The following is a 12,708-nucleotide window of genomic DNA, read 5'->3' as shown; positions in this document are numbered from 1 at the left end:
GAGGTAAGCCCCACCCTCAACGCGCAAATAAACCTCACCCACTGAGGGCCAACCCATGACCCTCCTCCGCCACCGCGTCCTCCCCATCCTCGCCATCCTCCTCGCCATCCTCATTCTCTGGCACCTCGCCGTCATCTACCTCAACATGCCCTTCGCCCGCGACCAGGCCACCCGCGCTGGCCAGACGCCGGGCTTCCTCGAACTCCTGCCGCAAACCTTCGCGCAGGAGCGCCCGGTCCTCCCCGCGCCGCATCAGATCATCGCCGAACTCTGGGATACCACCGTCAACAAGGCCGTCACCTCCAAGCGCAGCCTCGTCTACCACGCCGGCGTCACGCTTTCGGCCACGCTGCTCGGTTTCGCCATCGGCGCGGTGCTGGGAATCCTGCTGGCGGTCGCGATCATCCATAACCGCGCCATGGACCGCTCCGTCATGCCGTGGATCATTGCCAGCCAGACGATCCCCATTCTCGCCATCGCGCCGATGATCATCGTTGTCCTGAACTCCATCGGCATTTCCGGACTGCTGCCGAAGGCGCTGATCTCGACCTATCTCTCTTTCTTCCCCATCGTCGTCGGCATGGTGAAGGGCTTAAGAAGCCCCGAAACCCTGCAGCTTGACCTGATGCACACCTATAATGCCTCACCAGCGCAGATCTTCTGGAAGCTGCGCTGGCCCGCCGCCCTGCCCTATCTCTTCACCTCGCTGAAGATCGCCATCGCCATCGCGCTCGTCGGCGCCATCGTCGGAGAACTACCGACAGGGGCCGTCGCCGGTCTCGGCGCGCGCCTGCTCTCCGGTTCCTATTATGGCCAGACGGTACAGATATGGGCGGCGCTGTTCATGGCAGCCGGTGTCGCCGCCATTCTGGTATCGATCATCGGCGTCGCCCATGCCGCCGTCCTCAAGCGAATGGGAGCACGGCCATGACCAACCCCGGCTGGTTTATCGGCGCTATCCTGTTCTGGCTTGCCGCCTGGGCGTTCAACGAATGGCTGGTGCGCCAGGCCTTTATTTCCGAGACAGCGAAACGCATAAGCCGCCTCGCCGTACCGCTCCTCTTTGGCCTCGCCATTATCGTGCTCTGGGAGGGGGTGGTGCGCGGATTTTCCGTGCCGCCCATCCTGCTGCCGGCGCCGAGCGCCATTCTCGCCCGTCTTCTCGGCTCTCTACCGATTCTCTGGGCGGATTTCCGCCAGACCTTCATCAAATCCGTACTGACGGGTTATGTCCTTGGCTGCGGCCTCGGGTTCCTCGTCGCCATCCTCATCGACCGCTCGCCTTTCCTGCAACGCGGGCTTCTGCCCATCGGCAACTTCGTCTCCGCCCTGCCGGTCGTCGGCGTCGCACCCATCATGGTGATGTGGTTCGGGTTCGACTGGCAGTCGAAAGTCGCCGTCGTCGTCATCATGACCTTCTTCCCGATGCTGGTGAACACGGTGCAGGGGCTTGCCGCCGCCAGCCACATGGAGCGCGACCTGATGCGCACCTATGCTGCCGGCTGGTGGCCGACACTGATAAAACTGCGCCTGCCCGCCGCCTGGCCCTTCATCTTCAACGCGCTGAAGATCAACTCCACGCTCGCCCTGATCGGCGCCATCGTCGCGGAATTCTTCGGCACGCCCATCGTCGGCATGGGGTTCCGCATCTCGGCGGAAATGGGCCGCAGCAATGTCGATATGGTCTGGGCCGAGATTGCCGTGGCGGCGCTCGCAGGTTCGGGCTTTTACGGTCTTGTGGCGCTCGCAGAACGGGCCGTCACCTTCTGGCATCCGTCCGTCCGTGGGGGACGAACGTAAATACGAAAAAGGGAACAGCGATGAAAATGAAACTTGCATCCATGCTTCTTGCCGGGGCGTCACTGCTGACCGCATTTAGCGCTCAGGCCGCCGACAAGATCACCCTGCAGCTGAAATGGGTCACCCAGGCGCAGTTCGCCGGATATTACGTCGCCAAGGACAAGGGCTTTTATGAAGCCGAAGGCCTGGATGTCGACATAAAGCCCGGCGGCCCGGATATTGCGCCCGCGCAGGTTCTGGCCGGCGGCGGGGCCGACGTCATCGTCGACTGGATGCCGTCTGCGCTTGCCACGCGTGAAAAGGGCGTGCCGCTGGTCAATATCGCCCAGCCATTCAAATCATCGGGCATGATGCTGACCTGCCTGAAAGAAACCGGCATCAAGAAGCCTGATGATTTCAAGGGCAAGACGCTGGGCGTCTGGTTCTTCGGCAATGAATATCCGTTCCTGTCGTGGATGGCGCACCTGAAAATTCCGACCACCGGCGGCGCCGATGGCGTTACCGTGCTGAAACAGGGCTTTAACGTCGATCCGCTTTTGCAGAAACAGGCCGCCTGCATTTCCACCATGACCTATAATGAATATGGACAGGTCCTCGATGCCGGCATCAAGCCTGATGACCTCGTCACCTTCAAATATGAAGACGAAGGCGTGGCGACGCTGGAAGACGGGCTCTACGTTCTCGAAGACAAGCTGAAGGACGCCAAGTTCAAGGAGGACATGGTCAAATTCGTCCGTGCCTCCATGAAGGGCTGGAAATGGGCCGAGGAAAACCCTGACGAGGCCGCCGATATCGTTCTCGAAAACGACGCCTCCGGCGCGCAGACCGAAAAGCACCAGAAGCGCATGATGGGCGAAGTGGCAAAGCTGACGGCCGGCTCGAAGGGCGCTCTCGACAAGGCGGATTACGAGCGAACAGTAAAGACCCTGCTCGGCGGCGGCTCCGACCCCGTCATCACCAAGGAGCCCTCGGGCGCATATACGACCGAAATTACCGACGCTGCGTTGAAGTAGGCGCAGGCGAAAAGATTGTATCGCGCGGCGATGACCGCGCGATTTTCTTGAATGACAACCTCTCTTCCGTCATCCTCAGGCTTGACCCGAGGATCTACCGACGTTTCGATTGCGGCGATGTGCCTGGATCCGGGTCAAGCCCGAGGATGACGGCGTATTAAGCGTTCTCAGAATTCCAGGCCGCGTCACGCAGTGGTAACCCATCAAATCAATTACAACACCTCGGCCTATACAAAAATGTATATCAACCCTCGTGGCTATGCGGATTGATTTGCACGACAACAAGAATTACAGTCCCGCCCACAAGACTGCCAAATTTGATCTTGTAGAAAAAGCACAGGGCAAAGGTGCTTGAGATTCGCGTTGAGGGGCGTTCGAATCGGGAGGATCGAAAAGGGAGTATTGTGATCCCTTGTTTCACATTCGCCATCGCATGACCTTTTAAGATACGGGCCGCAGCCTGCAGGACATGTGAGCGGATATTGCGCGAGCCAAGACATATGCAGCATAAAGTCACATTTAACCGCATTCTTTTCCTTCTTCTTCTGTCCGCAACGGCGCTTCCCCTTCCAGCAGCCGCGGAGGGAGAGGCGCAGGCGCCGGTGAAACAGCAGAACGTGCCCTCGATCATCGTCGCGCATGTCGCAAAGCGCGACCTCGTTGACCGTGTTATCGCGACAGGCACAATCCGCCCGGTGGACGAAATCTACGTCCAGCCCCTGGTCGACGGCCTGTCGATCGACACGTTGAACGCCGATATCGGCGACCGGGTGGCGGCGAATGCGGTTCTGGCCGTCCTGTCCTCCGATAGCCTCGTCCTGCAAAAGAGCCAGCTCGAAGCCAACAAGGCCAAGGCCGAAGCTTCCGTCACCCAGTCCAAGGCGCAGGTGCTGGAGGCGCAGGCCAATCTGGCCGACGCCCTTCGCCAGCGCGACCGCGCCGCCAAGCTCAGCCAGACCGGTTCAGGCTCCATTTCCGAAACGGAAAAGACCGAAGCCCTCGCGCAGGTGGCGCAGGCTCGCCTCGATGCGGCCAAGCAGGCCGTTTCCGCCGGCGAAGCCGACATCAAGGTGGTTGACGCCCAGATCGCCGATATCGATCTCAAGCTCACGCGCACCGGCGTGAAAACCCCGGTCGCCGGCATCGTTTCAGCCAAGAACGCCAAGGTGGGCGCGATTGCCAGCGGCGCCGGAAACCCGCTTTTCACCGTCATCAAGGACGGCGCCATCGAACTTGTTGCCGATCTTTCCGAAACCGACATTCAAAACGTGAAAGTCGGCCAGAAAGCCTATTTGACGGTTGCTGGCGGAAGAGCGAAAATAGAAGGCAAGGTGCGCCTCGTTTCGCCGACCGTCGATCCGACGACGCGCCTCGGTTCCGTGCATGTGGTGCTGCCGGAAAACAGCCCGGCGCGATCGGGCATGTATGCCAGCGCAGAGATCGTGATCGAGGAGACGAACGCGCTTGCCTTGCCGCTCTCGGCTGTCACTTCAGGACGTGAAGGCTCGACCACCCGCAAGGTGGAGGGCGACGTCGTCAAGCAGGTGAAGATCGAGACCGGCATAGAAGACGGTGGATTCATCGAGATCGTCAGCGGCCTTGCCGCTGGAGACAAGGTTGTCGAGAAAGCTGGAGCATTCGTGCGTGATGGTGACCGGATAAGACCGGTGGAAGCCCAGACGGCTGCGTCCAACTGACTGAGGGAATGAAATGAACTTCTCCGCATGGTCAATCCGTAACCCGATTGCGCCGCTTCTCGGCTTCGCGCTTTTGATGATGCTCGGCATGCAGGCGTTCAATACGCTGCCGATCACCCGTTTCCCGAATATCGACGTGCCCGTCGTCGCCGTCACCGTGACCCAGAGCGGGGCTTCGCCCTCCGAACTGGAGATGCAGGTAACGAAGGAGATCGAGGACGCCGTTGCCGCCATCAGTGGCGTCGACGAAATTCAGTCCACCGTTGTCGACGGCCAGTCGACGACAACGGTCGTGTTCCGCATCGAAAAACCGACGGAAGAAGCGGTTCAGGACACCAAGGACGCCATCGACAAGATCCGCAGCGATCTTCCCTCCGATATCGAAGTGCCCGTCGTCAGCAAGATCGACGTCGAGGGACAGGCGATCCAGACCTTCGCCGTCTCTTCGCCGAACATGACGCTGGAGGAACTGTCCTGGTTCGTGGATGACACGATCAAGCGCTCGCTGCAGGGCCAGTCCGGCATCGGCAAGGTCGACCGTTACGGCGGCGCGGACCGCGAGGTGCGCGTTTCGCTCAGCCCCGAAAAGCTCGATGCCTATGGCATCACCGCGACAGAAGTGAACAGCCAGCTGCGCGGCACCAATATCGACCTCGGCTCCGGCCGCGGCCAGGTGGGCGGCAACGAGCAGACCATCCGCACGCTGGGCGATACACGCGATGTAAGCCAGCTTGCCAACACCACGATTGCGCTTTCCAACGGCCGCTTCGTCAAGCTTTCCGAACTCGGCACGGTTACGGACACATATGAAGAGCAGAAGTCCTTCTCGCGCTTCAACGGCAATCCGGCCGTCACCTTTGCGGTGTTCCGCTCCAAGGGCGCGAGCGAGGTTTCGGTCGCCGAAACCGTCGCGCAAAGTCTCGATCAGGTCCGCAAGGACCACCCCGATGTCTCGATTGAGATGGTCGATGACGCCGTCTATTTCACCTATGGCAACTACAAGGCCGCACTGGACACGCTGATCGAAGGCGCGATCCTCGCCGTTATCGTGGTCCTTCTCTTCCTCCGGAACTGGCGCGCGACACTGATCGCCGCCGTGGCGCTGCCGCTTTCCGCGATCCCGACCTTCTGGATCATGGATATCATGGGCTTTTCGCTAAACCTCGTCAGCTTCCTCGCGCTTACGCTCGCCACGGGTATTCTCGTGGATGACGCCATCGTGGAAATCGAGAACATTGCCCGCCATATCAAGATGGGCAAGACGCCCTATCGCGCGGCCCTCGAAGCAGCCGATGAAATCGGGCTTGCCGTCATCGCGACCAGCTTCACCATCATCGCCGTCTTTGTGCCCGTCTCGTTCATGCCGGGTATTCCGGGCCAGTACTTCATCCAGTTCGGCCTCACTGTCGCCTTCTCGGTATTCTTCTCGCTGGCAGTGGCCCGTCTCATCACACCCCTGATGGCGGCCTATCTGATGCGCGCCGAAGACGCGATGGACGATCACCACGACAATGACGGCAGGCTGATGAAGGCCTATACGCGCATGGTGACCGCTACCACACGGAAATGGTGGGCGCGTTATCTCACACTATTGGGAGCGATTGCCTTCCTCATCGCCTCAGTGATGCTGTTGAGCCAGGTCCCCGGCAGCTTCCTGCCGCCTGATGACGCCTCGCGCGTCACCCTGTCCGTTGAACTGCCGCCCAATGCGACGCTGGATGAGACCGACCGCACGACAACGCAGATCTACCAGGCGATCCGTGACATCAACGGCGTGGAAAGCGTCTTCATCCTCGGTGGTGCTTCGCCCAAGGGGGACCTGGAGCTGCGCCGCGCCACCGTCAATGTCATCCTTGAGCATATCGATCACTCGCTGCTGAAAACCCTCGTCAACAAGGGGCTCGGCTCCATTCCGCTCATCGGCCAATATCTTCCCAAGCTGGAGGAGAAGGGCCGTACACGTCCGCAATGGGATGTCGAGCGGGATATTTTCGCGCAGGTGCGTGGCATTGCGGATGTCCGCATCATCAAGCTGAACGACCGCGCGGAACGCGAGCTTTCCTTCAACTTCCTCTCAACCAACGAGAAGGATCTGAACGACGCCGTGGGCATTCTCGAAAGCCGCCTGCGCGCTTCGCCCATCCTTGCCAATGTCAGCTCGGAAGGCGCTCTGCCCCGTCCCGAACTGCAGATCCGCCCGCGCAAGGACGAGATCGCCCGCCTGGGCATCACGCCGCAGCAGATTTCGCAGACCGTGCGCGTCGCCACCATCGGTGATATCGATGCGCAGCTGACGAAAATCTCGCTGGATGACCGGCAGATCCCGATCCGCGTGCAGGCTTCGCTCGATACCCGCCGCGATCTCGCCACCATCCGCGCCTTGAAGATCAAGACCGCCTCCGGTTCGCTGGTGCCGCTCTACAGCGTGGCCGATATCGATTATTCGGAAGGCCCGAGCTCGATCAAGCGCAACGACCGCAACCGCGTCGTCTCCATCGGCTCGGACGTGCCTTTCGGCACGGCGCTCGATACGTCGACGGCCGAGTTCAAGCGCATCGTTTCGGAAACCAACCTGCCGGCAAGCGTTCGGCTTGCCGAAAGCGGTGACGCCAAGGTGCAGGGCGAAATGCAGCAGGGCTTTGTCAACGCCATGCTGCTTGGCCTGATGCTGGTGCTGGTCGTGCTCATCCTGCTGTTCAAGGATGTCATCCAGCCCTTCACAATCCTGTTCTCGCTGCCGCTTGCCATCGGCGGCGTGGCAGTCGCGCTCATCATCACCCAGAATGCGCTCTCCATGCCGGTTCTCATCGGCATTCTGATGCTGATGGGCATCGTGACCAAGAACGCCATCCTGCTGGTGGATTTCGCTATCGAAATGCGCCGTCACGGCATGGAGCGGGTGCATGCCATGGTGGAGGCCGGCCGCAAGCGCGCCCGCCCGATCATCATGACCTCCATCGCCATGTCGGCAGGCATGTTGCCCTCCGCGCTCGGCGTCGGCGAAGGCGGTTCGTTCCGCGCACCGATGGCGATTGCGGTCATCGGCGGCATCATCGTTTCCACGGTGCTGTCGCTGATCGTGGTGCCGGCCTTCTTCCTGATCATGGACGACCTGTCGCGTCTGCTCGCCCACCTCTTCGGCCGTTTCGTCGGCAAGAAGGAAGAGGAGGAAGAGGCCCTTTCCAACGAGAAACTCTCGGAGATCGCCCGCGAAAACAGCCTGGCGCTTTCCTCGCTGGAGGCACGGGTGGCGAGTATGGAAAAGGGCAGCGGCGACAAGGCCGCGGACAAGGGCAGCAATATATTGCGACTGCCGCCGCTTGCCGCCGAGTGAGTGCTGCAGCTTGAAGATTGAGACGCCGGGTCATGTGCCCGGCGTTTCCATATACTTTGGGAGAGCACGACATCGCGGATCGTTTCTTCTCCCCGCCGGGGAGAAGGTGGTCCGAAGGGTCGGATGAGGGGGCAAGCTCTCCTGATATCTCGACCCTCGCCCCCTCATCCCGCTGCCGCGGACTTCTCCCCCTCGGGGAGAAGAAATATGCCGCACGCGCTCGCTCCATATTTCCCTTGTGATTGGAAGCATGAGCAGCCCCATCATTTCCTTCCTCACAACGGCCGCACCCCCGTTTGATCGAAATCAATTCGCTTTCCACCTGAACTGCTAGTCTCCCTCGCATCGGGAATTGCCGGTCGAGGAAAATGCGATGAGTTCAGTGCAGATGGGCGTGAGGGGCAAGGAACATCCCCGGTTTCGTATCGCTTCGGACAGCCCGGCAAAAGGTTTGAGCGGGAGCCGAATGGACGTGAACAAGACCGTGAAGCTGAGCAACAGGGACAGGAACATTCTGCTGCGTGCGCCCTTGATCGGGATCGCGGATGACGCGGTGGCGCTGAAGCTGATGGAGGCGGCGACCATCGCCAATGTGAATGCCCGCCATGTGCTTTTTAAGGAAGGCGAACTGGCCCAGCATTTCTATTGCGTGCTGTCGGGTTATGTCAGGCTCTACCGGCTGGACAGGCACGGCCGCGAGGCGGACGTGCGCGTCAGCGGCCCCGGCGATACCTTCAATGAATGCCTGATCTTCGGTAGCGACACCTATCGTTACAGCGCGCAGGCGGCGGAAAGCTGCACCGTGGCGCGTTTCGAACTCACCAGGCTGCGCAGCCTGATCGATCAGGAACCGGCCATCGCCAAGGCCGTCATGCGCTGCCTGTCAAACAGCCTGCTGGCCGCCATGGACTGCGTTGCCAATGACCGCCTGCAGACGGCAACGCAGCGTGTCGCCCATTACCTCATCAATCAGGGCCCGCGCGACGCGACATCCTTCTCGCTGCGGTTGCCGTTCCAGAAAAGCCTGCTCGCCGGTAAGCTCGGCCTTGCGCCGGAGGCCCTCTCCCGCGCTTTCTCCACCCTGAAAAAGTCCGGCGTCACGGTGCGCGGTCGCATCGTCCAGGTCAATGACGTGGCGGCGCTGAAACAGATCTGAAAATACGGGGAGAGGACGAAGGGCGGGAGGCCATCAGGCATTCCGCCCTTCGGGGTATTGCACGGAAGTCATCCAGGCTGCGGTATAAAACCGAAACTGTCGCCCCGCCGCTCGACCGTAAAAAAGCCGCCGAGATGGCCGCCGGACACCAGCCAACCATGGTCAGCCGCCGCCGACAACGCTTCGAGACGCGTCGCGTGGGCGAGTTCAGAATCGATATCATAGACAAAAGCAATTCCGGGATCGGCCGCCTGCATGTCCCCGACATGCAGCATATCGCCCCATAACATCAACCGCTTATCGTCTCTTCCTATGAGGTAAGCCATCTGTCCGGGCGTATGACCGGGCACCGCGATTGCCTCTATGTCCTCGGCAACCGTCCCCACCGAGATCGGCCGCAACATCGCGCCGCAAATATCGATCAGGCGGGCAGCCAGATCGAAACCGCCCTGCCGGGCGGGCGGCAATGTCTTTCGCGCCTCTGCATTGGTGAAAAAGGCAAGATCGGCCTCCGGCACCCATATCTCCGCCTTGGGAAAATAAGGCCGGTCGCCATCGATGAGGCCCAGCGCGTGATCACCGTGAATATGGGTGAGGATGACACGGCTGACATCATCAGGCTGAATACCGGCGGCAATCATAGCCGCGCGGGCATGGCCATAGGCCTCGCCCCAGGCCGTGCCGCAGCCGGCATCGATCAGCCAGATGCCCTCAGGTCCCGAAAGCGTGAAGCAGTTGACGTCCATATCCACTGTTTCGCCGTGATGGCCGGCAAGGGCCGCAGCCAGCGCTTCGGCACCCTGGCGGTGAATGAGATGGCTGACCGGTGCCTTGTAGACACCGTCGACAAAACGGGAAACTTCGTAAGCGCCGAAACGGCGGGGCATCGTCATTGTTCAGAGACCGCCCTGCTCTTTCAGGAAACCGACGATGCGGTCCACGCCATCGCCCCGTTTCATGTCGGTAAACACGAACGGCATGGCGTTGCGCATGCGGGTCGCATCGCTGTCCATGACGGTCAGATCGGCACCGACATAGGGCGCAAGGTCCTTCTTGTTGATGACGAGCAGGTCCGAACGGGTGATGCCCGGCCCGCCCTTGCGCGGAATTTCCTCGCCCTGGCAGACGGAAATCACATAGATGGTGATATCGGCAAGATCAGGCGAAAAGGTCGCCGCGAGGTTATCGCCACCGGATTCGATGAAGACCACGTCGAGATCGGGAAAGCGCTGGTTGAGCCCCGCAATCGCCTGCAGATTGATCGTGGCATCTTCGCGAATGGCCGTATGCGGGCAACCGCCCGTCTCCACCCCGACGATCCTTTCGGAAGGCAGAGCCTGCATGCGCACCAGTGCCTCGGCATCTTCCTTGGTGTAGATATCATTGGTGACGACGGCGACCGAATAATCGGCGCTCATCGCCTTGCAGAGCTTTTCCGTCAGCGCCGTCTTGCCGGAACCGACCGGCCCGCCAATCCCAACGCGCAGCGGACCATTACCCGATTTCATCACTCTGTTCCCTTCACTATGCTGTGGTCCAATCTTACGACAACCACTCAACAGCTCAAATATACGCAAGGATCGTGCCACTTGTTTCTTCTCCCCGCCGGGGAGAAGGTGGCCCGAAGGGTCGGATGAGGGGGCTAGCTCTCCGGATATCTCTACCGGAGCCCCCTCATCCCGCTGCCGCGACCTTCTCCCCGGCGGGGAGAAGAAACAAGTGGCACGCGCTCACCCATCGATTGCCGTCGCTTTCACGACCGGAAAAGCCGCGTCCCCTGAGTTTCATGACGCATTGCCGCCGTATCGGCGATGATCGTGGCGCTGCCGAGGTCATCAAGCGTGGACTGGACGGCCCGTGCCGCCACCTCGGCAATCCCCGCCTCGCTTGCGGCCAGAATGGCAACGCCATCTTTCTGGCCCGCGACGCCGAGACGGATAGCGGCAGAAACGATCTGTGAAACACCTGCATGCAGAAAGGCGGCAAGCGTCTCGTGCAGCGGCACGCCGTGGCCAGCGGCCACAGCGCCTATGGCGACGGGATAGGGAGCCTCTTTCGGCAACAGCTCCAGAACCGCATGCGGCCAGGCGCTGGCGGCGGAAACGAAGGCGTCCCCCAGAAGCACGGTCTCCCGATAACGCTCCGCCGAGCCGGCGAGCGCGCGGCCAAGATCAGCGGTTTCGCCGAGTGCTACGGCATCCTGCGAGCATCGCCAGGCATGCGCGAGAAACACCGCATCGTTCCACAGGCTGCCGTGGCGCAGCAGCGTTTCCACCCAGCCGCTCAACTCGGCGGCATTACGCACACGCCCGTCCTCCACCGTCTTTTCCAGCCCGCCCGAATAGGAAAAGCCACCGACAGGAAACGCCGGCGACATCCAGGCCATCAGGCGCAGCAGCGCGGCGACGCCGCGTTCCCCGCTCACGCCTCAGCCGTGATCATGATGGTGGTGGCCATGCCCGTGCCCGTGATCATGGCCATGCGAGTGGCCGCCATGGGCGTGATAAGCGCCGCGCGCCGGCTGAAACGGCTCTTCCACCTCGCGCACTGTGGCGCCCAGACCTTCCAGCATGGCGCGAATGACATGGTCACGCAGGATGAGAATACGCTCCTCCTCGATCTGCGCCGAAAGATGCCGGTTGCCCAGATGCCAGGCGAGCTCGATCAGGTGAAGGCGGTCCTTCGCCTTGATTTCGAACAGCTTTTCATCCGCCGCACGAACCTCGATCAGATCGCCGTTTTCGACCACCAAAAGGTCGCCATGGGCAAACAGCACGGCTTCCTTCAGGTCCAGCATCACCATCTCGTCATTCTGCAGGTGCAGAAGCTTGCGGCGCAGATGCCGCTGGTCATGCGCCAGCGTGACATAGCCGGAGGGCTCGTCGGCAGGGGTTCCGGCCGGGTGATAGGAGGTGACGCGCAGCATGGGATGATCCGTTTCAGAAACAGTCTTTGGGGGTCTGATTTTTGACGGATAGGCGGGGGGATTTCAAGGTGTGTTTTCAGGGCGGCAATGCCTCGGAAAACAAAAAGCCCGGCATCGCTGCCGGGCCTTTCTCAAACAACAAAACCAAAATCAGGCCGCAGCGCGGCTTTTCAGGTTTTCCAGAATGTTCTGCGGCGAGGAAACGCCGTAGGGGTCGCTATCGCAATTGTCCGAATAGCCTTCTTCCTCGAACCACTGCTCGACGACGCCATCGTTGATGACGGCGGCGTAACGCCAGGAGCGCATGCCGAAGCCGAGATTGTCCTTGGCGACCAGCATGCCCATCTTGCGGGTGAACTCGCCCGAACCGTCAGGGATGACCTTGACGTTTTCGAGGTTCTGACCCTTGGCCCAGGCGTTCATGACGAAAGCATCATTGACCGACAGGCAATAGATTTCATCGACGCCGAGCGCACGGAATTCCGGCGCCAGCTTTTCGAAATCAGGAAGCTGGTAGGTCGAGCATGTCGGCGTGAAAGCGCCGGGCAGCGAAAAGAGGACGACCTTCTTGCCCTTGAAATAATCGTCGGAGGTCATGTCCTGCCAACGGAAGGGGTTCGGGCCGCCAACGGCCTCATCGCGAACGCGCGTGCGGAAGGTTACGGCGGGCACTTTTTTGCCGAGCATGTCTTGTCTCCTGTTCTGGCGTTTTGCGAGGCATCGCTTGGGATCGATCCGCGCGGAATTCTTTTGCCGTTTCCATAGCGCAAGACGCGCTGCGG

Annotated in this window: 11 protein-coding genes; 6 read left to right on the top strand and 5 right to left on the bottom strand. The window is 60.9% G+C overall.

Going from position 1 to position 12,708, the window contains the following annotated elements; all coding sequences use genetic code 11:
* Positions 1 to 55: 55 nt before the first annotated feature.
* The 6 genes from BLU28_RS19305 (at position 56) to BLU28_RS19280 (ending at position 9,000) form a co-directional block, all read left to right on the top strand.
* Positions 56 to 931 (top strand): ABC transporter permease, encoded by an 876-nt coding sequence (locus BLU28_RS19305; protein ID WP_072494761.1) that lies wholly within the window; start codon positions 56 to 58, stop codon positions 929 to 931.
* The gene (locus BLU28_RS19300) at positions 928 to 1,800 is read left to right on the top strand and encodes an ABC transporter permease (RefSeq protein ID WP_077987281.1); all 873 of its coding nucleotides are present in this window, start codon (positions 928 to 930) and stop codon (positions 1,798 to 1,800) included. Before BLU28_RS19305 ends, BLU28_RS19300 begins: the two co-directional genes overlap by 4 nt.
* A gap of 20 nt (positions 1,801 to 1,820) precedes the next feature.
* Entirely contained in the window at positions 1,821 to 2,813 is a 993-nt protein-coding gene (locus BLU28_RS19295) for an ABC transporter substrate-binding protein (protein WP_004443268.1), read from the top strand.
* A 500-nt stretch (positions 2,814 to 3,313) separates the two neighbouring features.
* Positions 3,314 to 4,510, top strand: coding sequence for an efflux RND transporter periplasmic adaptor subunit (locus BLU28_RS19290; protein ID WP_006699561.1), 1,197 nt, complete (start codon positions 3,314 to 3,316; stop codon positions 4,508 to 4,510).
* Between the two features lie 13 nt (positions 4,511 to 4,523).
* The gene (locus BLU28_RS19285; protein ID WP_004443274.1) at positions 4,524 to 7,844 is read left to right on the top strand and encodes an efflux RND transporter permease subunit; all 3,321 of its coding nucleotides are present in this window, start codon (positions 4,524 to 4,526) and stop codon (positions 7,842 to 7,844) included.
* A gap of 466 nt (positions 7,845 to 8,310) precedes the next feature.
* A complete protein-coding gene (locus BLU28_RS19280; RefSeq protein WP_077987280.1) occupies positions 8,311 to 9,000 on the top strand; it encodes a Crp/Fnr family transcriptional regulator in 690 nt (229 codons plus the stop codon).
* A gap of 68 nt (positions 9,001 to 9,068) precedes the next feature.
* Here the strand turns inward: BLU28_RS19280 and aidB are convergent, their stop codons facing one another.
* From aidB to BLU28_RS19255, 5 genes are all read right to left on the bottom strand, one after another.
* A complete protein-coding gene (gene aidB / locus BLU28_RS19275) occupies positions 9,069 to 9,893 on the bottom strand; it encodes an AidB family quorum-quenching N-acyl homoserine lactonase (RefSeq protein ID WP_077987279.1) in 825 nt (274 codons plus the stop codon).
* Positions 9,894 to 9,896: 3 nt separating this feature from the next.
* The gene (gene ureG / locus BLU28_RS19270; RefSeq protein ID WP_004443279.1) at positions 9,897 to 10,508 is read right to left on the bottom strand and encodes an urease accessory protein UreG; all 612 of its coding nucleotides are present in this window, start codon (positions 10,506 to 10,508) and stop codon (positions 9,897 to 9,899) included.
* A 245-nt stretch (positions 10,509 to 10,753) separates the two neighbouring features.
* The gene (locus BLU28_RS19265) at positions 10,754 to 11,425 is read right to left on the bottom strand and encodes an urease accessory protein UreF (protein ID WP_168247031.1); all 672 of its coding nucleotides are present in this window, start codon (positions 11,423 to 11,425) and stop codon (positions 10,754 to 10,756) included.
* Between the two features lie 3 nt (positions 11,426 to 11,428).
* Positions 11,429 to 11,926: an urease accessory protein UreE gene (gene ureE, locus BLU28_RS19260; RefSeq protein ID WP_004443285.1), complete on the bottom strand. Its 498-nt coding sequence runs from the start codon at positions 11,924 to 11,926 to the stop codon at positions 11,429 to 11,431.
* 150 nt (positions 11,927 to 12,076) lie between these two features.
* A complete protein-coding gene (locus tag BLU28_RS19255) occupies positions 12,077 to 12,613 on the bottom strand; it encodes a peroxiredoxin (RefSeq protein ID WP_006699556.1) in 537 nt (178 codons plus the stop codon).
* Positions 12,614 to 12,708: the final 95 nt, after the last annotated feature.

The sequence above is a fragment of the Agrobacterium pusense genome (genome assembly GCF_900102105.1).
Taxonomy (GTDB): domain Bacteria; phylum Pseudomonadota; class Alphaproteobacteria; order Rhizobiales; family Rhizobiaceae; genus Agrobacterium; species Agrobacterium pusense.
Note: the sequence above shows the minus strand (reverse complement) of the source record. Positions and strands in the feature narration are given on the sequence as shown.

Coding starts and splice junctions, on each gene's coding strand:
- BLU28_RS19305 (WP_072494761.1), top strand. CDS start 56: ATGACCCTCCTCCGCCACCGCGTCCTCCCCATCCTCGCCATCCTCCTC.
- BLU28_RS19300 (WP_077987281.1), top strand. CDS start 928: ATGACCAACCCCGGCTGGTTTATCGGCGCTATCCTGTTCTGGCTTGCC.
- BLU28_RS19280 (WP_077987280.1), top strand. CDS start 8,311: ATGGACGTGAACAAGACCGTGAAGCTGAGCAACAGGGACAGGAACATT.
- ureG (WP_004443279.1), bottom strand. CDS start 10,508: ATGAAATCGGGTAATGGTCCGCTGCGCGTTGGGATTGGCGGGCCGGTC.
- BLU28_RS19255 (WP_006699556.1), bottom strand. CDS start 12,613: ATGCTCGGCAAAAAAGTGCCCGCCGTAACCTTCCGCACGCGCGTTCGC.
- BLU28_RS19285 (WP_004443274.1), top strand. CDS start 4,524: ATGAACTTCTCCGCATGGTCAATCCGTAACCCGATTGCGCCGCTTCTC.
- BLU28_RS19290 (WP_006699561.1), top strand. CDS start 3,314: ATGCAGCATAAAGTCACATTTAACCGCATTCTTTTCCTTCTTCTTCTG.
- ureE (WP_004443285.1), bottom strand. CDS start 11,926: ATGCTGCGCGTCACCTCCTATCACCCGGCCGGAACCCCTGCCGACGAG.
- BLU28_RS19295 (WP_004443268.1), top strand. CDS start 1,821: ATGAAAATGAAACTTGCATCCATGCTTCTTGCCGGGGCGTCACTGCTG.
- aidB (WP_077987279.1), bottom strand. CDS start 9,893: ATGACGATGCCCCGCCGTTTCGGCGCTTACGAAGTTTCCCGTTTTGTC.